Annotated in this window: 17 protein-coding genes; 9 read left to right on the top strand and 8 right to left on the bottom strand. The window is 73.4% G+C overall.

The features are described 5' to 3' along the window. Positions 1-33 precede the first annotated feature (33 nt). The 3 genes from ACJ5H2_RS12815 to ACJ5H2_RS12805 are packed head-to-tail and all read left to right on the top strand — an operon-like array spanning position 34 to position 3,270. Positions 34-1,377 carry a hypothetical protein gene (locus tag ACJ5H2_RS12815; protein WP_408895790.1) on the top strand — a complete coding sequence of 448 codons (1,344 nt, stop codon included), beginning with the start codon at positions 34-36 and terminating at the stop codon, positions 1,375-1,377. After that, the gene (locus ACJ5H2_RS12810) at positions 1,344-1,688 is read left to right on the top strand and encodes a hypothetical protein (protein ID WP_408895789.1); all 345 of its coding nucleotides are present in this window, start codon (positions 1,344-1,346) and stop codon (positions 1,686-1,688) included. The genes ACJ5H2_RS12815 and ACJ5H2_RS12810 overlap by 34 nt, the downstream gene beginning before the upstream one ends. Beyond that, positions 1,648-3,270 (top strand): M3 family metallopeptidase, encoded by a 1,623-nt coding sequence (locus tag ACJ5H2_RS12805; protein WP_408895788.1) that lies wholly within the window; start codon positions 1,648-1,650, stop codon positions 3,268-3,270. The genes ACJ5H2_RS12810 and ACJ5H2_RS12805 overlap by 41 nt, the downstream gene beginning before the upstream one ends. Position 3,271: 1 nt before the next feature. Here ACJ5H2_RS12805 and ACJ5H2_RS12800 read toward each other — a convergent pair whose 3' ends face one another. The 3 genes from ACJ5H2_RS12800 to ACJ5H2_RS12790 form a co-directional block, all read right to left on the bottom strand. Next, positions 3,272-4,441 (bottom strand): PQQ-dependent sugar dehydrogenase, encoded by a 1,170-nt coding sequence (locus ACJ5H2_RS12800; RefSeq protein WP_408895787.1) that lies wholly within the window; start codon positions 4,439-4,441, stop codon positions 3,272-3,274. A gap of 51 nt (positions 4,442-4,492) precedes the next feature. Then, positions 4,493-5,380 carry a 3-methyl-2-oxobutanoate hydroxymethyltransferase gene (gene panB, locus ACJ5H2_RS12795; RefSeq protein ID WP_408895786.1) on the bottom strand — a complete coding sequence of 296 codons (888 nt, stop codon included), beginning with the start codon at positions 5,378-5,380 and terminating at the stop codon, positions 4,493-4,495. 107 nt (positions 5,381-5,487) lie between these two features. Further along, on the bottom strand, positions 5,488-5,946 hold the full coding sequence (locus ACJ5H2_RS12790) for a VOC family protein (RefSeq protein ID WP_408895785.1): 459 nt from the start codon (positions 5,944-5,946) through the stop codon (positions 5,488-5,490). Between the two features lie 66 nt (positions 5,947-6,012). On the opposite strand from ACJ5H2_RS12790, the gene ACJ5H2_RS12785 reads away from it, so the two are divergent. Next, positions 6,013-8,064, top strand: a complete 2,052-nt coding sequence (locus ACJ5H2_RS12785; RefSeq protein WP_408895784.1) for an NAD(+) synthase — start codon at positions 6,013-6,015, stop codon at positions 8,062-8,064. Between the two features lie 22 nt (positions 8,065-8,086). On the opposite strand, the gene ACJ5H2_RS12780 is transcribed toward ACJ5H2_RS12785, so the two are convergent. After that, positions 8,087-8,545 carry a hypothetical protein gene (locus ACJ5H2_RS12780; RefSeq protein WP_408895783.1) on the bottom strand — a complete coding sequence of 153 codons (459 nt, stop codon included), beginning with the start codon at positions 8,543-8,545 and terminating at the stop codon, positions 8,087-8,089. Positions 8,546-8,663: 118 nt separating this feature from the next. On the opposite strand from ACJ5H2_RS12780, the gene ACJ5H2_RS12775 reads away from it, so the two are divergent. From ACJ5H2_RS12775 to ACJ5H2_RS12760, 4 genes are all read left to right on the top strand, one after another. Beyond that, positions 8,664-9,341, top strand: a complete 678-nt coding sequence (locus ACJ5H2_RS12775; RefSeq protein ID WP_408895782.1) for a helix-turn-helix transcriptional regulator — start codon at positions 8,664-8,666, stop codon at positions 9,339-9,341. 23 nt (positions 9,342-9,364) lie between these two features. After that, positions 9,365-10,705, top strand: coding sequence for a glutamine synthetase family protein (locus tag ACJ5H2_RS12770; protein WP_408895780.1), 1,341 nt, complete (start codon positions 9,365-9,367; stop codon positions 10,703-10,705). 1 nt (position 10,706) lies between these two features. After that, positions 10,707-13,643, top strand: coding sequence for a bifunctional [glutamine synthetase] adenylyltransferase/[glutamine synthetase]-adenylyl-L-tyrosine phosphorylase (locus ACJ5H2_RS12765; RefSeq protein ID WP_408895778.1), 2,937 nt, complete (start codon positions 10,707-10,709; stop codon positions 13,641-13,643). 249 nt (positions 13,644-13,892) lie between these two features. After that, positions 13,893-15,824, top strand: a complete 1,932-nt coding sequence (locus tag ACJ5H2_RS12760; protein WP_408895777.1) for a hypothetical protein — start codon at positions 13,893-13,895, stop codon at positions 15,822-15,824. 21 nt (positions 15,825-15,845) lie between these two features. Here ACJ5H2_RS12760 and ACJ5H2_RS12755 read toward each other — a convergent pair whose 3' ends face one another. Further along, a complete protein-coding gene (locus tag ACJ5H2_RS12755) occupies positions 15,846-17,045 on the bottom strand; it encodes an acyl-CoA dehydrogenase family protein (RefSeq protein WP_408895776.1) in 1,200 nt (399 codons plus the stop codon). 10 nt (positions 17,046-17,055) lie between these two features. Beyond that, on the bottom strand, positions 17,056-17,919 hold the full coding sequence (locus ACJ5H2_RS12750) for an oxygenase MpaB family protein (protein ID WP_408895775.1): 864 nt from the start codon (positions 17,917-17,919) through the stop codon (positions 17,056-17,058). 51 nt (positions 17,920-17,970) lie between these two features. On the opposite strand from ACJ5H2_RS12750, the gene ACJ5H2_RS12745 reads away from it, so the two are divergent. Next, positions 17,971-18,567 (top strand): TetR/AcrR family transcriptional regulator, encoded by a 597-nt coding sequence (locus ACJ5H2_RS12745; protein ID WP_408895774.1) that lies wholly within the window; start codon positions 17,971-17,973, stop codon positions 18,565-18,567. Between the two features lie 12 nt (positions 18,568-18,579). Here the strand turns inward: ACJ5H2_RS12745 and ACJ5H2_RS12740 are convergent, their stop codons facing one another. Both ACJ5H2_RS12740 and gcvH read right to left on the bottom strand, forming a co-directional pair. Beyond that, on the bottom strand, positions 18,580-19,962 hold the full coding sequence (locus tag ACJ5H2_RS12740) for an L-serine ammonia-lyase (RefSeq protein ID WP_408895773.1): 1,383 nt from the start codon (positions 19,960-19,962) through the stop codon (positions 18,580-18,582). Positions 19,963-20,058: 96 nt separating this feature from the next. After that, positions 20,059-20,433 carry a glycine cleavage system protein GcvH gene (gene gcvH, locus ACJ5H2_RS12735; RefSeq protein WP_408895772.1) on the bottom strand — a complete coding sequence of 125 codons (375 nt, stop codon included), beginning with the start codon at positions 20,431-20,433 and terminating at the stop codon, positions 20,059-20,061. Positions 20,434-20,458 lie beyond the last annotated feature (25 nt).

Below are 20,458 nucleotides of genomic sequence, written 5' to 3'. Positions count from 1 at the left end.
GGGGAGTCCAAGAGCGAGGAAGCAGGTGGACCCATGGGGGGCGGCAGTCGATCTGCCGGGCAGCTTGTCCGGCGGATCATCACCATCGTCTCGGTGCTGGCGGCGGTCGCCGTGGTGCTGACCACGACGGGAGCGCTCGGCGAGCGCACGCCCGCGCAGCGCGACGCGCCCCGGGCCGGGGTGACCGCCGGACAGGACGAGCCCGTTCCGCCCGCGGCTTCCGACCTCCCCGCGGGTGAGCCCGCCGCCGTGGCGCCGGCCGAGAGCGTCCCCGTGGTCGTCCGCACCACCGCGACCCGGAGCAGGTACGCCGACCGGCTGGCCGACGCCCCCGACGGCGCGCTGGTTGCCTACCAGCGGGCGGCGACGGTCATCAACACCGCGGCCCCCTGCAACCTCGACTGGATGGTGCTGGCCGCGCTGGGACGCCTCGCCTCGAACCACGGCCAGGGCGCCGACGGCAGCCATCGGATCAGCACGGCCGGCAAGGTGAGGCCCGCCCTGGTCGGCCGGCCGCTCAACGGGAAGGCCGGGCGCAGCCGGCTCTCCGACACCGACGCCGGCGATCTCGACGCCAACCCCCGCTGGGACGCGCCGGTCGGCCCGATGGGCCTGCTGCCCGAGACCTGGGCGCGCGTGGCCGTCGATGCCGACGGGGACGCCGCCCGCAATGTCCAGGACCTCGACGACGCGACCCTGGGCGCGGCCGTGCTGCTGTGCTCCAGCGGCAAGGACCTCTCCCGCCCCAAGGCCCTGCGCAGGGCGTTGCGCGCCTACGACGCGAGCCCCCGCTTCGCGCGGACCGTCCGCCGCCTCGTCGCCGCGTACCGCGCCGAGGAGGCCGTGACGGCGGTGCTCGGAACCGGGCCGGCCACGCTGCCGCTCGACCTGCCGCCCCTGTGCGGCTGCACCGGTGTCGAGGAGGCCCTCGCCCGGACGGCGAGCTTCACCGCGCCTCCGCCCCCGCCCGGCGCGCCCGCCCCGGGCACGCAGCCGGACGCGCCGACGCCCACCCCGACCCCGACGAACCCGCCCGCGCCGGAGCCGCAGCCTGAGCCGCAGCCTGAGCCGACGCCGGAGCCCACCCCCGAGCCCACGCCGCAGCCGCAGCCCGAGCCGACCCCGGAGCCCACGCCCGAGCCCACCCCGGAGCCCACGCCTGAGCCGACGAGCGAGCCGACGAGCGAGCCGGCCAGCGAGCCGACGGCCGCGCCCGCGAGCGAGCCGGCGCTGGAGGCTGGACCCACCTCCACGCACTGCTCGGGACCAGCGACCTTCCCCACCGGCTGCCGCGGTTCGCCGACATCGACGACCACGACTACGCCCCCGCGATCGAGGCGGCCATGGCCGAGCAGCTCGCGGCCGTGGCGGCGGTGAGCGCGGACCCGGCGCCGCCGACGTTCGCGAACACCCTCGTCCCGCTCGAGCTCAGCGGCGTGACGCTCGCTCGGGTGCTCCGGGTGTTCTGGAACAAGGCGAGCTCCGATGCGAACCCGGAGATCGACGCCGTCCGCGCGGCCTTCGCGCCGCGTCTCGCCGCGCACGGCGACGCGATCCTGCTGGACCCGGCGCTGTGGGAGCGGCTCCGAGCGGTGCATGCCGACCGGGCCGGCCTGGAGCCGGAGGCGGCGTACCTCGTCGAGCGCTATGTCACCGAGTTCCGCCTCGCGGGCGCGGCACTCGGCTGAGGACGACAAGGCGCGCCTGCGCGCGCTCAACGAGCGGATCTCCAGCCAGGAGACCGCCTTCGAGCTGGCGCTGCAGGCCGACAGCAACGACCTCGCGGTCGTCGTCGAGGACCCCGCCGAGCTCGACGGCCTGACCCCGGGGGAGATCTCCGCCGCTGCGGCAGCCGCCGAGGCGCGCGGCCGGGCCGGCAGCCACCTGCTCACGCTCGTCCTCCCCACGGCCCACCCGCACCTCGCCTCGCTGACCGACCGCGACCTGCGCCGCCGCCTGTCGGAGGCCCAGCGCGGCCGCGGAAGCCGCGGCGGGGCGCACGACACCCGCGCCATCGCGCTCGACATCCTGCGGCTGCGTGCGGAGCGGGCGCGGCTGCTGGGCTTCGACAACCACGCGGCGGTGGTCACCGCGGACAACACCGCCGGTACGCCGAAGGCGGTGCGCTCGCTGCTCGAGCGGCTCGCCGTGCCCGCCGCCCGCAACGCGCGAGCCGAGCAGGACGCCATGTCCGACCTCGCCGGCTTCCCGGTGGAGCCGTGGGACTGGGCCTTCTACGCCGAGCGCCTGCGCAGCGCGAGGTACGACGTCGACCTGGCGGCGCTGCGCCCCTGGTTCGAGGCCGAGAGGGTCCTGCGCGACGGGGTGTTCTTCGCGGCCGGCCGGCTCTACGGCCTCACCTTCGAGGAGCGGCCCGACCTGCCGGGCTACCACCCCGACGTCCGGGTCTTCGAGGTGCGGCGCGACGGCGTCCCGGTCGGCCTGTACCTGCTCGACCTCTACACCCGCGACACCAAGCGCGGCGGGGCCTGGATGAGCAGCTTCGTGACGCGTTGCGACCTGCTCGGCATCGAGACCTCGGTCGTCGTCAACAACCTCAACGTGCCGAAGCCGGCGGCAGGGGAGGCGACCCTGCTCACCTGGGACGAGACCCGCACGCTCTTCCACGAGTTCGGGCATGCGCTGCACGGGCTGCTGGCCCGGGCGACCTACCCGAAGCTCGCGGGCACGGCCGTCTTCCGCGACTTCGTCGAGTACCCCTCGCAGGTCAACGAGATGTGGGTGCTGTGGCCCGAGGTGCTCGCCAGCTACGCCGTCCACCACGAGACCGGCGAGCCGATCCCCGCCGAGGTGGTCGACCGGCTGCGCGCGGCGGAGACGTTCAACGAGGGCTTCGCGACGAGCGAGTACCTCGCTGCGGCCCTGATCGACCTCGCCTGGCACGAGCTCGGGCCCGACGAGGTCCCGACCGACCCGGCCGCCGTCGCGGAGGTCGAGCAGCGCGTCCTGGCCGCGGCGGGCCTGGACAACCCGGCGGTGCCGCCGCGCTACTCGACGCCGTACTTCGCCCACAGCCTCAGCTCCGGCTACGCCTCGGCGTACTACTCCTACATCTGGAGCGAGGTCCTCGACGCGGACACGGTCGCCTGGTTCCGCGACAACGGCGGCCTGACCCGCGCGAACGGCGAGCAGTATCTCCGCCACGTCATCGGCATCGGCGGCACCCGCGACCCGCTGGAGTCCTACGAGGAGTGGCGCGGCCGCCCGGCACCGATCGAGCCGCTGCTGGCCCGCCGCGGACTCGCCTGACTCACGAGGGACGGATCCGCAGCACCCTGTCGCGCCCGTCGCCGTTGTCGGTCGTCACGAGCAGTGCCCCGTCGGGGGTGGCGGTCACGTCGCGGAGCCGGCCGTAGCGGCGCAGCTCGCGCGGGGCGCGGGTCCAGCGGACCCGGCCGCGGTCGTCGAGCTTGACGAACATCAGCCGCTGGCGCTTGAGCACCGCGACGGCCAGGCAGCCGGTGAGGCGGCCCCAGCCCGGGCCGGACACGAAGGCGGCGCCGGACGGCGCGATCGTGGGATGCCCGGAGCGCCAGCGGGCGGCGTACTGCCGGCCGGGGAGGCGCGGGTCGGTCATCGGCCGGGTCTCGTCGTAGCCGGGGCCGGGGTTCCAGCCGTAGTTGCGGCCGCGGCGCAGCAGGTTGATCTCGTCGTCGCGGTCGGTCCCGTGCTCGACGGACCACAGCGTGCCGTCCTCGCGCTGAGCGAGGCCCTGGACGTTGCGGTGGCCGTAGGTCATCAGGTAGCGGCGCTTGCCCCGGCGGTCGGCCCAGGGGTTGCGCGGGTCCGGGCTGCCGGTGAGCCGGTCCAGCCGGAGCACCTTGCCGCCCAGGGAGCGACGGCTCTGCGGCACCCGGGAGCGGGTGGCGTCGCCGGTGCCCACGAGGAGCGCGCCGTCGCGAGCGACGAGGAGGCGGCAGCCGCCGTGGCGCCCCGTCCGGCTGGTCGGGATGCCCGTGACCAACGGGCCGACCAGGGTCGCGGCCGTGAGGCCGGCATCCAGGGTCCAGGCGTTCACCCGGATGTCGCGGCCACCGTCCTCGGCGATCCAGCCCGAGCAGGTGTACACGCGCCGGTTGGCCGCGAACGCGGGGTCGACGGCGAGGCCGAGCAGCCCGGTCTCGCCGAGCTGCCAGACCCGGTCGCTGGGGAAGGCCAGGTCGCGCTGGGTCCGCGTCCCCGGGTCGACGAGGGTGAGCCTGCGGCGGTCGCGCTGGGTGACCAGCAGCTCGCCGGTCGGCAGCACGGCGACCTCCCAGGGGTGGTCGAGCCCGTCGGCGACGACCTCGACGTCGAACGAGGCGGCTCGTGCCGGCGGAGCGGTCAGCGCCGAGGCGACCAGGCTCGCGACGGCGACGGCGACAACGACGACGAGAGGCCGGACCGGAGGCGGGGGCAGGACGGCGGGGCGTGCGCGCATGAAGCGACGGTACGCCGCCCCGCCGTTCTCAGACCTCCCTCGAGCGCGGACTCAGAAGGTGTGCTCGGCGGCGGGGAAGCTGCCGTCCTTGACCTCGGCGTCGAACGCACGGGCGGCGTCGAGCAGCACCGAGCGCAGGTCGGCGTACTGCTTGACGAAGCGGGGCAGCTTGCCGGTGCGGAGACCGAAGGCGTCCTGCCACACGAGGACCTGGCCGTCGCACTGGTTGCCGGCCCCGATGCCGATCGTCGGGATCTCGAGCTTCGCGGTGACCTCGGCCGCCACGTCGCCGGGCACCATCTCCATCACCACGGCGAACGCGCCGGCGTCCTGCACCGCGAGCGCGTCGCGCAGGATCCGCTCGGCCGCGTCGCCGCGGCCCTGGACCCGGTAGCCGCCCAGCGCATGCTCGGACTGGGGGGTGAAGCCGATGTGCGCCATCACGGGGATGCCGCCGCGGGTCATCCGCTCGATCTGAGGAGTCATCTCGACCCCGCCCTCGAGCTTCACGCAGTGGGCGCCGCCCTCCTTCATGAACCGGACGGCGGTCAGGTAGCCCTGCTCGGGCGAGGCCTGGTAGCTGCCGAACGGGAGGTCGCCCACCACGAGGGCGCGCGACACCGAGCGGCTCACCGCCCGGGTGAGGGGGATCAGCTCGTCGACCGTGACGGGCAGCGACGTGGCGTTGCCGAGCACGTTGTTGGACGCGCTGTCGCCGACCAGGAGGACCTCGACGCCCGCCTCGTCGAAGATCTGCGCGGTCAGCTGGTCGTAGCTGGTGAGCATCGAGAAGCGCTCGCCGCGCTGCTTGAGCTCGCGCAGGTGGTGGGTGCGGATCCGCTTGATCGATCCGGAGGGGGCCGGTCCGGAGGGGGCGGGTCCGGAGGGTGCCGGGGCGCCGCCGTACGGCGCCGTCTCTTCGGGGGTGCTGCTGCTCATCGTCGAGCTCCGTTCGGTGGTGACTCGCGGCCCTCTCGGGTCCACGTTCGGTGACGGGCATTGACGAGGCTAGACCCGTACGTCGCCCCCGCGCGCTGTGTGCTCGGTCACCCGCGGCCCACCGATGCGGCGGCGGCCTCGAGCTCGGCCACGACGATCCGCCGCATCCCCAGCATCGCTCGGGTGACCGCCTGAGACCGCGCCGGATCCGGGTCGGCGACCAGCTCGTAGAGCCGTGCCGGCACGATCTGCCAGGACAGCCCGAAGCGGTCCTTGAGCCAGCCGCAGACCGACTCCTCGCCCCCATCCACCAGCGAGTCCCAGTAGTAGTCGACCTCGGACTGGTCCTCACACGAGATCGCGAACGACACCGCCTCGCTGAACGGCAGCGCGGGACCGCCGTTGATCCCGCGGAAGGTGAGCCCGTCGAGGGTGAACTCGCCGACCCCGGCCCCCAGGTGCCCGATGGAGGAGTTCGGGAAGATCGCGGTGTAGAAGCGGGCCGCCTCCTCCAGGTCGTCGTCGAACCACAGGCAGGGCTGGATGTGGCTGCGCAGGATGCTCATGCGGTGCTGACCCGCGCGGCCGCGCCGACTCATCGCTGGGTCATCACCGGTCCCTAGACTCGGCCCGTGGACTTCTACTCGGCCTATGCCCACGGCTTCGCCCGGGTCGCGGCGGTCACCCTCCCGCTCGCCATCGCCGACCCCGCGACCAACGCCGCCCGGACGCTCGAGCAGGCGCGCGCCCTGCACGAGGACGGGGTGGCGGTCGCCGTCTTCCCCGAGCTCGGCCTCACCGGGTACGCCGTCGACGACCTCTTCCTGCAGGACACCCTGCTCGACGCGGTCGCCGAGGCGATCCTCGACCTGACCGTCGCCTCGGCCGAGCTCCGGCCGGTGCTCGTGGTCGGCGCGCCCCTGCGCCTGCGCAACCGGGTCTACAACTGCGCGGTCGTCATCCAGGGGGGTCGGGTGCTCGGCGTCGCCCCCAAGGCCTATCTCCCCACCTACCGCGAGTTCTACGAGGCTCGATGGTTCGCGGCGGGTGCCAGCGAGCGCGGCGGGACGCTCGAGCTCAACGGCGAGCAGGTGCCCTTCGGCACGGACCTGCTGTTCGAGGCGAGCGACGTGCGCGGCCTGGTCCTCCACGTCGAGGTCTGCGAGGACATGTGGGTCCCGATCCCGCCGAGCGCCGAGGCCGCCCTGGCCGGGGCGAGCGTGCTCGCCAACCTCTCCGGCAGCCCGATCACCATCGGCCGGGCCGAGGACCGGCACCTGCTCGCCCGCAGTGCCAGCTTCCGGTGCAACGCCGCCTACGTGTACGCCGCCGCCGGCCAGGGCGAGTCGACCACCGACCTGTCCTGGGACGGCCAGACGATGGTCTACGAGCTCGGGGACCTGCTGGGGGAGTCCGAGCGCTTCCCCGACGGCCCCCGCGCCACGGTCGTCGACGTGGACCTCGACCGGATCCGGCAGGAGCGGATGCGCCAGGGCACCTTCGACGACAACCGGCTGGGCGCCGGCGTCGAGGAGTTCACCACCGTGACCTTCGAGCTCGAGCCGCCGGAGGGCGACATCGGCCTGCGCCGCAAGGTGGACCGCTATCCCTTCGTCCCCGACGACCCGGCCCGGCTCGCCCAGGACTGCTACGAGGCCTACAACATCCAGGTCTCGGGCCTGGAGCAGCGGCTGGCCGCGATCGGGCAGCCGAAGGTCGTGATCGGCGTCAGCGGCGGGCTCGACTCGACCCACGCGCTGATCGTGGCCGCGAAGGCGATGGACCGGCTGGGTCGCCCGCGCAGCGACATCCACGCGTTCACCATGCCGGGCTTCGCCACCGGGGACACCACGAAGTCGTACGCGACCCGGCTCTCCCAGGCGCTCGGCTGCACCTTCGAGGAGCTCGACATCAGGCCGGCCGCGCGCACCATGCTCGAGGGGCTGGGGCACCCGTTCGCGGACGGGGAGCCCGTCTACGACATCACCTTCGAGAACGTCCAGGCGGGCCTGCGCACCGACTACCTGTTCCGGCTCGCGAACCACCGCGGGGGCATCGTGCTCGGCACGGGCGACCTCTCCGAGCTCGCGCTCGGCTGGTGCACCTACGGCGTCGGTGACCAGATGTCGCACTACACGGTCAACGCCGGCGTGCCGAAGACGCTCATCCAGCACCTCATCCGCTGGGTGATCGACAGCAGCCAGCTCCACGGCGGCAGCTACGACGACGCGGCCGACCAGGTGCTCCGGGAGATCCTCGAGCAGGAGATCACCCCGGAGCTGATCCCCACGGAGGAGGGCAAGAAGCCCCAGGCGACTGAGGACTCGGTCGGGCCTTACGCGCTGCAGGACTTCACCCTGTACCACGTGATCCGGCGCGGCTACCGGCCCAGCAAGATCGCCTTCCTCGCCTGGCACGCCTGGCGGGACGCGGAGGTGGGCGACTGGCCGGCGGGCCTGCCGGAGGAACGGCGGGCGTCGTACGACCTGGCCACCATCCGCTCGTGGCTCGAGGTCTTCGTCCGGCGCTTCTTCAGTAGCCAGTTCAAGCGCTCGGCGCTGCCCAACGGCCCCAAGGTCAGCGCCGGCGGCACGATGTCGCCGCGCGGCGACTGGCGGATGCCGTCGGACGCCAGCCCGGCCGCGTGGCTGGCCGAGCTGGCGGCCGACGTCCCCCCGTCCTGACCGCCGGCGGCCGGCCGACGGCTCATGCCTCCCTGCGGTGGTCGCCTCGCATCATGCGGGCCATGGCGAAGCAGCACACGGCCAGGGCCAGCATGCCGACCGCGAGGTGCGCCATCTGGTCGACGCTGAACAGGTCGACCGCCAGGAGCACCAGCCAGATGCCGAGGACGTCGGCACCGAAGTGCGGTGCCAGCGCCACGAGCACGCCCGCGGCGACGGTGATCGCGCCGACCCACACGATGACGTCGGAGGTGTCGCCGGGCAGGAAGTTGTCCGCCCACACCGCGACGTACTGCTCGTAGGACTCGGTCATGAAGCCGGTCATCATGTCGAGACCCCAGACGATGGGCAGCAGGGCGAAGGTCGCCCAGAGGGCGGCGCGGCCCTGGCGGTAGGCGTCGATGGTGGAGAAGTGCGCGAGGTCGTGCATCTCCTCGCGGAGGTCGTGGGTCACCTGGTCCCACGGGTGAGTGGCAGCCATCTCTGATCCCTTTCTCGAGCGGTCCCCTGTAAGGGACATCATCTTTGACGGTAGACCTGGTCAGGTCTTTCGGCAAGACTGGCTTCCGCTAGAGATGTGGGCGGCGGAGGGAGGGACCATGGACGAGGCCTTCGGCCAGCGCGTGGCCCGGGTGGGGGCGCTCGCCGACCCGGTGCGACGCGCCCTCTACCGGTTCGTGGCGGAGGCGCCCGGGGCGGTGAGCCGCGACCAGGCGGCCAGCGGGGTGGACGTGCCCCGGCACACCGCGAAGTTCCACCTCGAGCGGCTCGTCGAGGAGGGGCTGCTGGTCACCGAGTTCCGCCGCCTCACCGGACGGACCGGTCCCGGCGCCGGCCGGCCCGCCAAGCTCTACCGGCGCTCCCGACGCGAGCTCACCGTGAGCCTGCCGAGCCGGCGCTACGACCTGGCGGGCCAGGTGCTGGCCGACGCGGTCGAGCGCACGCTGTCCGGTACGCCGATCGCGGACGCGCTCGTCGCCGCCGTCGACGAGGCGGCGGGGCAGGTCGCCACCGCCGACCGCGACCTGGCCGACGCCCTCGGCGCGATGGGCTACGAGCCGCGCGCGGACGGGGCGGCGCTGGTGCTCGGGAACTGCCCCTTCGACCGCATCGCCGCCGACCACCGCGGCCTGGTCTGCGGGAGCGAGGACGGGCTCAACCGCGCCTTCGTCGACGGGCTGGTACGCCGGCTGGGCGGGCCCGGCGCGACCACCGAGCCCGTCGCTCCGGGGCCGGGCTGCTGTGTCCGGGTCGGCGGTGCCGCAACACACCCGTGACACTGCGACACTAGGCTGCGGCCATGGGTAAGCAAGAGGACTTCGTCCTGCGCGCTCTCGAGGAGCGCGACGTCCGGTTCGTGCGGCTCTGGTTCACCGACGTCCTCGGGTTCCTCAAGTCCGTCGCCGTGGCCCCCGCCGAGCTGGAGGGCGCCTTCTCGGAGGGCATCGGCTTCGACGGCTCCGCGATCGAGGGCTTCGCCCGCGTCTACGAGGCCGACATGCTCGCCCTGCCCGACCCGACCACCTTCCAGATCCTGCCCTGGCGCAGCATGGACGGCCCGGCCACGGCCCGGATGTTCTGCGACATCGTGATGCCCGACGGCTCCGCGTCGTACGCCGACCCGCGCAACGTCCTCAAGCGCACCCTCGGCAAGGCGGCCGAGAAGGGGTTCACCTTCTACACCCACCCGGAGATCGAGTTCTACCTGTTCAAGGACGAGCCGCGCGCCGGTGACGAGCCCGTCCCGGTGGACCGTGCGGGCTACTTCGACCATGCGGCGCACTCCCACGGCTCGGACTTCCGGCGGGAGGCGATCACCATGCTCGAGGCGATGGGGATCTCGGTCGAGTTCAGCCACCACGAGGGCGGGCCGGGGCAGCAGGAGATCGACCTGCGCTACGCCGACGCGCTGACCACGGCCGACAACATCATGACCTTCCGCACGGTCATCCGGGAGGTCGCGCTCAGCCAGGGGATCTGGGCCACCTTCATGCCGAAGCCGTTCACCACCCATCCCGGCTCCGGCATGCACACCCACCTCTCGCTCTTCGAGGGCGACCAGAACGCCTTCTACGAGGCCGGCGCCGAGTACCAGCTCTCCCGCACCGGCCGCCAGTTCATCGCGGGCATCCTGCGCCACGCCAGCGAGATCAGCGTCGTGACGAACCAGTGGGTCAACTCCTACAAGCGGATGATGTTCGGCGGCGAGGCGCCGTCGTACATCTGCTGGGGCCACAACAACCGCTCGGCGATGGTGCGCGTCCCGATGTACAAGCCGATGAAGGGCCAGTCCACCCGGGTCGAGCTGCGCACCATCGACTCCGCGTGCAACCCCTATCTCGCCTACGCCGCGGTGCTGGCCGCGGGCATGAAGGGCATCGAGAACGACTACGAGCTGCCGCGCGAGGCCGAGGACGACGTGTGGGCGCTCACCGAGCGCGAGCGGCGCAGCCTCGGCATCGAGCCGCTCCCCAAGAGCCTGCACGACGCGATCGCGATCGCCGAGCACTCCGAGCTGCTCGCCGAGACGCTGGGGGAGCAGGTCTTCGACTACTTCCTGCGCAACAAGCGCGCCGAGTGGGACGAGTACCGCGGCCAGGTCTCGGCCTTCGAGCGGGACCGGATGCTGCCGGTCCTGTGACATGAACCGGGCCACGCAGCGGACCGAGCTGCTCCGGCTCGGCTTCGTCGACCTCGACCGGGCGCTCGCCGACCTCGACCGGCTGGGGCCCGGCGCGGCGGACCTGCTCGCCCTGCTCGGGCGCACCGCCGATCCGGATGCGGCGCTGCGCGGGCTGTGCCGGCTCGCCGACGCGGCCGAGGAGGAGGGGGAGAGCGAGGAGCGGGCCAGGCTCCTCGCCGCCGTCCGCGACGACGAGGGTACGGCGATGCGCCTGCTCAGCGTCCTCGGTGCGAGTGCGGCGCTCGCCGACCATCTCGCCACCCACCCGGCGCACTGGCGCGAGCTCGCGGACCCCGAGCTCGGGTGCACCCGCCCGGCCGCGTGGGCGATCCGGGCCGCCCTGCTCGACGCCGTCCGCGACCGGCCCGACCGCGAGGCCGTCGACGCGCTGCGCGTCGAGTACCGCCGCCACCTGCTCCGGCTGGCGGCCCGCGACCTCACCCACCATCTCGGCGTCGACGACGCCGCGGCCGAGCTGTCCGACCTCGCCGCGGGGACGCTCGACGCCGCGCTCGCGGTCGCTCGCGCTCGGCTGGGAGAGGCCGCGGACGGCGTACGGCTCGCCGTGGTGGCGATGGGCAAGTGCGGAGGCCACGAGCTCAACTACGTCTCCGACGTCGACGTGCTGTTCGTCCACGAGGGCGACGAGCGGGTCGCCGCCCGTCTCGCCGCGCAGATGATGCAGGTCTGCGCCGACCACACCGCCGAGGGCACCATCTGGCCGGTCGACGCCGCGCTGCGCCCCGAGGGCAAGGCGGGACCGCTCAGCCGGACCCTCGCCAGCCACCAGAGCTACTACGAGCGCTGGGCCGAGCCGTGGGAGTTCCAGGCGCTGCTCAAGGCGCGTCCGGTCGCGGGCGACCTCGCCCTCGGTCGGGACTTCGTCGCGATGGTGGCGCCCATGGTCTGGTCGGTCGCCGACAAGGAGGGCTTCGTCGACGCGGCCCGGGCGATGCGGCGCCGCGTCCTCGACCACATCCCGGCGCGCGAGGCCGAGCGCCAGCTCAAGCTGGGCGCCGGCGGGCTGCGCGACGTCGAGTTCGCCGTGCAGCTGCTCCAGCTGGTCCACGGCCGCGCCGACGAGGCGATCCGGCCGCCGACGACGCTCAGCGCCCTCGCCCGGCTCACCGACGGCGGCTACGTCGGTCGCGAGGACGGCGACGCCCTCCACCGCGCCTACGCCTTCCTGCGCCAGCTCGAGCACCGGATCCAGCTCCACCGTCTGCAGCGCACCCACGTGGTGCCCGCCGACGAGGTCGCCCTGCGGCGGCTGGGGCGCAGCCTCGGCTTCTTCAAGGAGCCCGGGAAGAGGCTGGAGGAGACCTGGCAGGACCACCGCCGCGAGGTCAGCAGGCTGCACCAGAAGATCTTCTACCGCCCGCTGCTCTCGGCGGTGGCCCGGATCGGCTCCGACGAGGTGCGCCTGTCCTCGGAGGCGGCCGGGGCGCGCCTGTCCGCGCTCGGGTACGCCGACCCGCAGGCGGCCCTGCGCAACCTCGAGGCGCTGACCGCCGGGGTCAGCCGCACCGCCGCCATCCAGCGCACCCTGCTGCCCGCGATGCTCCAGTGGTTCGCCGAGTGCCCGGACCCCGACGGCGGCCTGTTCGGCTTCCGGCGGATCAGCGAGGCCCTCGGCCGCAGCCCCTGGTATCTCGCGACCCTGCGCGACGAGGGCGAGGCCGCCGAGCGGCTGGCGCACCTCCTGGCGACCTCCCGCTACTGCACCGACCTCCTCGAGCGCGAGCCCGCGGGCGTCCGGCTCCTCGGCGGCGACCTGCACCCGCTGGGCTCCGCGGCACTCACCGAGGAGATGCTGGCGACCGGCGGTCGGCAGGAGGGCTTCGAGAAGGGGATCCGCGCGGTGCGCGGCGTACGCCGGCGCGAGCTGCTGCGCATCGCCGCGGGCGACGTGCTCGGCCTGGTCGACGTCGCCGACGTCGGCTTCGCCCTCACCCGGCTGACCGACGCGACCCTCGAGGCGACCCTGCAGGGCGCGATGACCACCACCGCCCGGGCCCGCGGCCTCGGCGAGCCGCCCACCCGCATGGCGGTCGTCGCGATGGGTCGGTACGGCGGCTTCGAGCTGTCCTACGGCAGCGACGCGGACGTGCTCTTCGTGCACGAGCCGGTCGAGGGCGCCGACGCGCACGAGGCCGCCACCTTCGCCCGGTTGGTCGCCGAGGAGGTGCGCCGGGTCCTGGCGGCGCCGGGTCCCGACCCGGCCCTCGTGGTCGACGCCGACCTGCGTCCGGAGGGGCGCCAGGGGCCGCTGGTGCGCACGCTCGACGCCTACGCGTCGTACTACGCGAAGTGGTCGCACGTGTGGGAGGCCCAGGCGCTGCTGCGGGCCGACGCCGTGGTCGGCGACCCCGGCCTGCGGGCGCGCTTCACCGAGCTCATCGACCCGCTGCGCTACCCGGCCGGCGGACTCACCGACGACGACGTCGTCGAGGTGCGGCGGATCAAGGGCCGGGTGGACAAGGAGCGTCTCCCGCGGGGGGCTGACCCGGCGCTGCACCTCAAGCTCGGCCGCGGCGGGCTGGCGGACATCGAGTGGACCGTCCAGCTGCTGCAGCTGCGCCACGGCGCCGAGGTCGCGGGTCTGCGCACCACCCAGACCCTCGCCGCGCTCGACGCCGCCGCCGAGGCGGGCCTGATGACGCACGACGACGCCGCGACCCTCGCCGCGTCGTGGCGGCTCGCGACGCGGGTCCGCAACGCGGTCCTGCTGGCGCGGGGCCGGGCGGGCGACGAGTTCCCTCGCGCGGTGCTCGAGCGGCGCGCCGTCGCCGGCATCCTGGGCTACCAGCTCACGGAGACCGACCGGCTGCTCGACGACTACCTGCGGGTCACCCGGCACGCCCACGCGGTCGTCGACCGGGTGTTCTGGGAGTGACGCCGGCCCGGCATCCCCGGGAAAAAGGGTGCCGGGCCGCGACCTCTGGGGGGGTCGGTCGCGGCCCGACATCGGACATCATAAACACATCACCGCGCCCGTGGGGCGAGATGGGTGAGGTAGACCTGACTCAGGTCCACGATTTCACGCGGGCGCCCCTCGCCACCGGCTGTCCGCGTGGCGGGTGTCACTCTGTTCATCTACCTGTGACGACGAGTAGCGTCATCCGCGAGATACCGGAGGTACGTCATGCTCCTTGCCGCTGAACAGGCACCGCCCGCCGGGGGTGCCGCGCTCGACCAGGTCCTGATCGCCGCCGCGGCGTTCGCCGCGATCTATGTGCCGCTGGGCATCTTCCTGCTGCGCGAGCGCGACGGGAAGGCCACCCTTCTGGGCCGGCTGGCCGACCGGGTCGCGGCCGTCGACGGCCTGCCCCGCTGGGCCGGGCTGCCGGGCTATCTCGCCGTGATCTCCCTGATCGCGTGCGCGTTCGGCGTGTACTGGGACGTCCCGATCCACATGCAGAACGGGCGCGACGAGGGGCCGCTGGCCAACCCGTCGCACTTCCCGATCATGTTCGGGATCTTCGGCTTCCTCGCGGCCGGCGTCGTCTCGGCCGGGCTCGCGAAGGACCCGCTCCCGCGGCGTACGGTCCGGCTCACGCCGCGCTGGCGGGTGCCGATGGGCACACTGGTGCTGCTCGGCGCCGGGCTGATCGCGGCCGCGGGCTTCCCGGCCGACGACGTGTGGCACCGGCTCTTCGGCCAGGACGTCACGGAGTGGGGACCGACCCACGTGATGATGATCGGTGGCGCGGTCACCTGCATCCTCGCCCTGCCGCTGCTCTACGCCGAGGCCGCCCAGGTCGGCCGGCCGCCGGCGCGCGGGCAGGCGACCCGGCTCGTGATGACCGTCGTCATGAGCCTGTGCATCATCCCGATGGCCTTCCTCATGGAGTTCGACCTCGGCGTCCCGCAGTTCCCCGCCACCACGCTGTTCATCATCTCCGGCTTCCTCACCGGCTGGATCTTCACCGCCGGCCGGATCTTCCTCGGGCGCGGCGGCGCCCTGGTGGCGTGGCTGACCTACACCGGGATCCGGGTCGGGATCTACGCGATCACCCTGCCCATCCCCGACATCCACCGCGCCCGCTGGCTGCTCTTCCTGGGCGCCGCCGTGTGCATCGAGCTGCTGGCGCTGGTCTGGCGCGACCGCGGTCCCGCCTTCGCCGGCGTCGCCGGCCTGCTCGCCGGGACGCTGGGCCTGGCCACCGAGTGGTGGTGGATGGACCTCTTCCTGCCCTACCCGCTGCCGCCCGAGACCTCGCAGATGCCGCTCATGCTGGCCGTCGGCGGAGCCGCCGGCGTCGGCGGCGGCCTGCTGGGCTGGTCCTTCGCGCGGCACGTGGAGCGGATCGGCGACTTCGGCCCGGCGGCGGAGCCGGGCTCGGCCACTCCCTCCCGGGCTCGCTGGGTGGGGACCGCCGGCACCCTGGCCTTCATCGTGCTGATGGGCGTCTTCGCGGCGCCGGCAGGCGCCGGCGAGGTCGAGGTCGTCAAGGAGTGCGAGGGCGAGGACTGCCGCACGTCGTACCAGCCGGTCGCGGGCACGGACGTGATCATGGGCCACGTCTCGTACGACGAGGACTGCATCGGCGAGGAGGGCTGCACCTCGGTCGTCACCGTGCGCGTGGACCCCGACGAGGTGGAGGACGCGATCTGGTTCTCGGCGCTGGCCTACCAGGGCAAGCAGGAGGAGGACTCGCAGCGCCTCGGTGACGGCGTGCTCAGCGTGGCGATGGAGCCGACGGGCCGGGCGGGGGAGTACCGCAGCGCCGAGCCGCTCCCGGTCTACGGCCTGTGGAAGGTGCTCATCCGGCTCCACCTGCCGCTGCGGACGCTGGTGTCGATCCCGGTGCACATGCCCGCCGACACCGCCATCGAGGGACCGGGTGCGGGGCTGGTGCAGGTCGCGAACGACTCCGACGTCCCCTTCGTGCACGAGCCGTTCATGCTCCAGCGCGAGCGCAAGCCCGACGTCCCCGTCTGGCTGTGGACCACCATGTACGCCGTCGTGATCGCCTCGTGGCTGGCGCTGCTCGCCTTCTACGGCTGGCTGTTCTCCTCCGCCGCGGGCGCGGCGGGGGTGGCCAGCCGCCGGGAGAGCTCGCCGGTGTCCTGACCCGCGCCGCGGGGGAGGCGGTCAGTAGCTCTTCGGCAGCCCGAGCATCTGGGTGCCGATGTGCGCGAGCACGAGCTCCTCGGCGACCGGGATGTTCTTCGCGATCCGGGCGTCCCGGAAGATCCGCTCGACCGGGTACTCCTTGGAGTACGCCATGCCGCCGAGGGTCTGGAAGGCCTGGTTGGCCGCCTCCCAGCCGACCTGGGCACCGGTCAGCTTCGCGACATTGGCCTCGTTGCCGCACGGCCGGCCCTGGTCGAAGAGCCAGGCGGCCTGGTAGGTCATCAGCCGGCCCAGCTCGGTCTTCGCCTTGAGCTGCGCGAGCGGGAACTGCAGGCCTTGGTGGGCGCCGATCGGCCGGCCGAAGACCTCGCGCTCGCGGGCGTAGTCGCAGGCGATCCGCAGGGCGGCGTCCGCCGTGCCGATCCCGCCGGACGCGGCGAGGATCCGCTCGGGGTTGAGGACGTCCCACAGGACCGCGAAGCCGGCGTCGACCTCGCCGATGACGTTGGCCGCCGGGACGCGGACGTCGTCGAGGAACACCTGGCTGGACTGCAGGACGTTGCTGCCCATCTTGGGGATCGGCGTGTAGCTCAGCGTGCCTGCGGCCAGCGCCTCCTTCACGTCGACCAGGAAGAGGGTGAAGCCGGCGGTGCGGGGCAGGCCGTGCTCGCGCGTCTCGTGGGCGGGGATGGTCCGGGTGACCGCGACCATCCAGTCGGCGTTCTCCACGTTGGAGATCCACACCTTCTGGCCCTTGATGAGGAACTCGTCGGGGTTGTCGGGGGCCCGGCGGGCCGCGGTCGTGATCTCGATGGCGTTGCTGCCGGCGTCCGGCTCGGTGAGCGCCAGGCAGAACTGCAGCGTGCCGTCGGCCAGGCCCGGCAGGATCCGCTGCCTCTGCTCCTCGCTGCCGTGCCGCGTCAGCGTCATCGCGCCGAAGCCGGGGGTGGTGACGTAGAAGAAGGTGCCGGCCACGCCGCCGGAGGCGCACAGGGTCATGTTGGCCACCGCGAGCTCGAGGAGGCCCTGCCCGCCGCCGCCGTACTCCTCGGGGATGCACAGCCCGAACCAGCCGCCGTGGCCGAGGTCGTCGAAGATCTCCCGCGGGAAGCGGTGCTCCTCCTCGCAGCGCGACCAGTACGCGTGGTCGTACTTCGCGGCGACGGCCGCGACGCCCTCGCGGACGGCGAGGGCGCTCTCGGGCAGGTCGAAGTCCACAGGGTCTCCTTCAGACGAGGGGGCGGCCGAGCCGGCGGCGCAGGCGCATGTCGGCGAGCCAGAGGTTGAACGGGAAGGTCCGCAGGACCCGCGGCAGCCGCCGCTCGACGCCGCCGAGAGTCCGCAGCAGGCGGTCGAAGCGTCGCTGCTGGCGGGCGGTCCACGGCAGGCCCATCGCCTCCCGGAAGAGGGGTGGCAGGAAGCCGGTCGTCACGAAGAGCACGAACGGGCCGAGCAGGCGGAAGGGCCTGGGGAAGTTCTCCAGGCGGGTCAGGGAGAGCAGGTACGACGCCACCGCGGGGTCGATGTCGACCTCGGCCTCCGCCTGCTCCCAGTAGCGCCGGAAGGCGGCGCGGTCGGCGGGCCAGGCGTCGGCCGGCATCTGCAAGGTGGTCCCGAAGCGAGCGCAATGGGCGTAGAGCGCGTCGGCCTCGGCCTCGGGCAGCGGCCCGTGCATCCTCTCGATCATGTCGACCGTGCCGTAGTACAGGCACGCCGCGACCCAGGTCTGCAGGCGCGGGTCCATCGCGCGGTACTGGACCTTCTCGCCGGGACGCGACACGACCTGCGCGTGCTGTCGGTTGACCTCCCTGCGGAAGGCGGTCCGGTCGGCCTCGTCGCCGAGCAGGGCGACGGCGAGATAGGTGAACGTGGTCCGCCCCCGCTTGAACGGCCGCTTCGTGGCGGCGCCGTCGTGCACGCGGCTGTTCATCACGCCGTAGCCGACACTGGGCCAGCTCAGCTGCATGATCACGTTCGCCGGGCCGGCCAGGTGGGCGCCGATCCCCGAGACGTGCGCGCGCATGTCGAAGCCCGCGGGCACGGGGACGTCGCGCTCCTTGCGAGCGCCGGGCGACGGGGCGGTGGTGGTCACGACACCAGCCTAGTACGTTATTGGCAGACTGCCAATAGATAGGATCGCGCCATGCCCGAGCCCGCACGACGCCAGCGCCTGGCCCCCGACGAGCGACGCGAGCAGATCCTGGTCGCCGCCGAGCGGCTCTTCGCCGAGCGCTCCTACGCCGAGGTGTCGACCACGGGGATCGCCCGCGAGGCCGGCGTCGCCCGCGGGTTGCTCAACCACTACTTCGGCGACAAGCGCACGCTCTACCTGGAGGTGGTCCGCCGCGCGGCGCTGCTCCCGACGCTCGAGGACGTGCCGCTGCCGACCGGGTCCCTGACCGACCGGGTGGACGCCGCCGTGCACTGGTTCCTCGGGTCGATCACTCCCGAGCGCGCGACCTACCTGACCGTGCGCGCGGCCGAGGGCGTGGGGGAGGACGCCGAGGTGCGCGCGATCCTCGACGACGCACACGACCTGGCGGCCGGGCGGGTGCTGGAGATGGTCGGCGGCGACCCCGGCGACCCGGCGGCGCGCGCCGTGGTCCGCTCCTTCGGCGAGCTCGCGCGCGGCGCGATCCGAGAGTGGTCGCGAGAGGGGACGCTCACCCGGGAGCAGGCGCACCTGCTGCTGCGCGAGGCGCTGCTGGCCATCGTCGACCGGGTGCTCCCCGGCCTCTGAGGTCCGGGCCGCTCAGCACTCGATGACGTTGACCGCGAGCCCGCCGCGCGAGGTCTCCTTGTACTTCGTCTTCATGTCGCGGCCGGTCTCCCGCATGGTCTTCAGCGCCTTGTCGAGGCTGACCTTGTGGGAGCCCGTCCCGTGGATCGCCAGCCGGGCGGCGTTGATCGCCTTGACCGAGGCGATGGCGTTGCGCTCGATGCACGGGATCTGGACCAGGCCGCCGACCGGGTCGCAGGTGAGCCCGAGGTTGTGCTCGATGCCGATCTCGGCGGCGTTCTCGACCTGCTCGGGCGTGCCGCCGAGCACCTCGCACAGCGCCCCGGCCGCCATGGCGCAGGCCGAGCCGACCTCGCCCTGGCAGCCCACCTCCGCCCCCGAGATGGAGGCGTTCGTCTTCGCCAGGATGCCGATCGCGGCACCGGTGAGCAGGAAGCGGACGATCCCGTCGTCGACCTGCTCGGGCGCCAGGTCCCGGGCCTGGAAGCGCACCCAGTAGTGGAGCACGGCAGGCACGATGCCGGCCGCGCCGTTCGTCGGGGCGGTCACGATCCGGCCGCCGGAGGCGTTCTGCTCGTTGACCGCGAGCGCGAAGAGGTTGACCCAGTCGATGACGTCGAGCGGGTCCGTGCCGCCGGCGCGGCACAGCTTCGCGTAGAGCTCCGGGGCGCGCCGGGGCACCTTGAGGCCTCCGGGCAGCACCCCCTCGCGGTGGCAGCCCTCCTCGACGCACTCCGCCATCACCCGCCAGATCTCCAGCAGCCCGGCGCGGACCTCGGCCTCGGAGCGCCAGGTGAGCTCGTTGGCGAGCATCAGGTCCGAGATCGACATCCCGGTCCGCTCGCAGGCGGCCAGCAGCTCGCCGGCCGTGGTGAAGGGGTGCGGGAGCACCGTCTCGTCGGCCACCACGCGGTCCGCGCCGACCTGGCTGTCGTCGAGCACGAAGCCGCCGCCCACCGAATAGTAGGTGCGTGCCCGCAGCTCGGCGCCGGCCGCGTCGAAGGCGGTGAAGACCATGCCGTTGGGGTGCGCCGGCAGCGACTGGCGCCGGTGCATGACGACGTCGTCGGCCTCGAAGCGGACCGGGTGCGTGCCGGCGAGCCGCAGCTCGCCCTGCTCGAGGATCGCGGCCACGCGGTCGTCGTACGTCGCGGTGTCGGTGGTCGCGGGGTCGTCGCCCTGAAGGCCGAGGATCACCGCCTTGACCGAGCCGTGGCCGTGCCCGGTCGCGCCGAGCGAGCCGAAGAGCTCGGCCCGGACGCGGCGGACCCGGGTGAGCTCGCCGTCGGCGGCGAGCCCCTCGGCGAAGGTCCGCGCGGCGCGCATCGGGCCCACGGTGTGCGACGACGACGGCCCGATGCCGATCGAGTAGAGGTCGAAGACGCTCAATGCCATGCGATCACCGGCTTCTGCGTTCCATGGATCGACGGTACATCCGCGCTGCGCGGCACGCGGAGCATCCGACGCGGGGCAGCCACACGCCGGGCAGCCTCACGCCGAGGCCACCAGCGCCTCGTAGGCGGCGGCGTCCAGCAGGTCACCGGTCGCGGTGACGCGGACGACGAACAGCCAGCCCGCGCCGAAGGGGTCGCTGTTGACCAGGCTGGGGTCGGCGTCGACGGCGGCGTTGACCTCGACGACCTCGCCCGTGACGGGCGAGTAGAGGTCGCTGACCGACTTGGTCGACTCGAGCTCGCCGCAGGCCTCGCCGGCACTGACGGTGCTGCCGACGGCCGGCAGGTCGACGTACACGACGTCGCCGAGGGCGTCGGCCGCATAGCCGGTGACCCCGACCCGGGCGGTGTCGCCGTCGACGGCGATCCACTCGTGCTCGGCGGTGTACTGGAGGTCGGTGGGGTGGCTCATGGTCGGTCTCCTCGCGGTGGGTGGC

It is taken from the genome of Nocardioides pymetrozini (assembly GCF_046058985.1).
Lineage (GTDB): Bacteria > Actinomycetota > Actinomycetes > Propionibacteriales > Nocardioidaceae > Nocardioides.
Note: the sequence above shows the minus strand (reverse complement) of the source record. Positions and strands in the feature narration are given on the sequence as shown.

Excerpts from the sequence above, each read along its gene's own strand:
- ACJ5H2_RS12815 (WP_408895790.1), top strand. The coding sequence starts at position 34 with ATGGGGGGCGGCAGTCGATCTGCCGGGCAGCTTGTCCGGCGGATCATC.
- ACJ5H2_RS12810 (WP_408895789.1), top strand. The coding sequence starts at position 1,344 with ATGGCCGAGCAGCTCGCGGCCGTGGCGGCGGTGAGCGCGGACCCGGCG.
- ACJ5H2_RS12805 (WP_408895788.1), top strand. The coding sequence starts at position 1,648 with ATGTCACCGAGTTCCGCCTCGCGGGCGCGGCACTCGGCTGAGGACGAC.
- ACJ5H2_RS12800 (WP_408895787.1), bottom strand. The coding sequence starts at position 4,441 with ATGCGCGCACGCCCCGCCGTCCTGCCCCCGCCTCCGGTCCGGCCTCTC.
- panB (WP_408895786.1), bottom strand. The coding sequence starts at position 5,380 with ATGAGCAGCAGCACCCCCGAAGAGACGGCGCCGTACGGCGGCGCCCCG.
- ACJ5H2_RS12790 (WP_408895785.1), bottom strand. The coding sequence starts at position 5,946 with ATGAGCATCCTGCGCAGCCACATCCAGCCCTGCCTGTGGTTCGACGAC.
- ACJ5H2_RS12780 (WP_408895783.1), bottom strand. The coding sequence starts at position 8,545 with ATGGCTGCCACTCACCCGTGGGACCAGGTGACCCACGACCTCCGCGAG.
- ACJ5H2_RS12775 (WP_408895782.1), top strand. The coding sequence starts at position 8,664 with ATGGACGAGGCCTTCGGCCAGCGCGTGGCCCGGGTGGGGGCGCTCGCC.
- ACJ5H2_RS12770 (WP_408895780.1), top strand. The coding sequence starts at position 9,365 with ATGGGTAAGCAAGAGGACTTCGTCCTGCGCGCTCTCGAGGAGCGCGAC.
- ACJ5H2_RS12765 (WP_408895778.1), top strand. The coding sequence starts at position 10,707 with ATGAACCGGGCCACGCAGCGGACCGAGCTGCTCCGGCTCGGCTTCGTC.
- ACJ5H2_RS12760 (WP_408895777.1), top strand. The coding sequence starts at position 13,893 with ATGCTCCTTGCCGCTGAACAGGCACCGCCCGCCGGGGGTGCCGCGCTC.
- ACJ5H2_RS12745 (WP_408895774.1), top strand. The coding sequence starts at position 17,971 with ATGCCCGAGCCCGCACGACGCCAGCGCCTGGCCCCCGACGAGCGACGC.
- ACJ5H2_RS12740 (WP_408895773.1), bottom strand. The coding sequence starts at position 19,962 with ATGGCATTGAGCGTCTTCGACCTCTACTCGATCGGCATCGGGCCGTCG.
- gcvH (WP_408895772.1), bottom strand. The coding sequence starts at position 20,433 with ATGAGCCACCCCACCGACCTCCAGTACACCGCCGAGCACGAGTGGATC.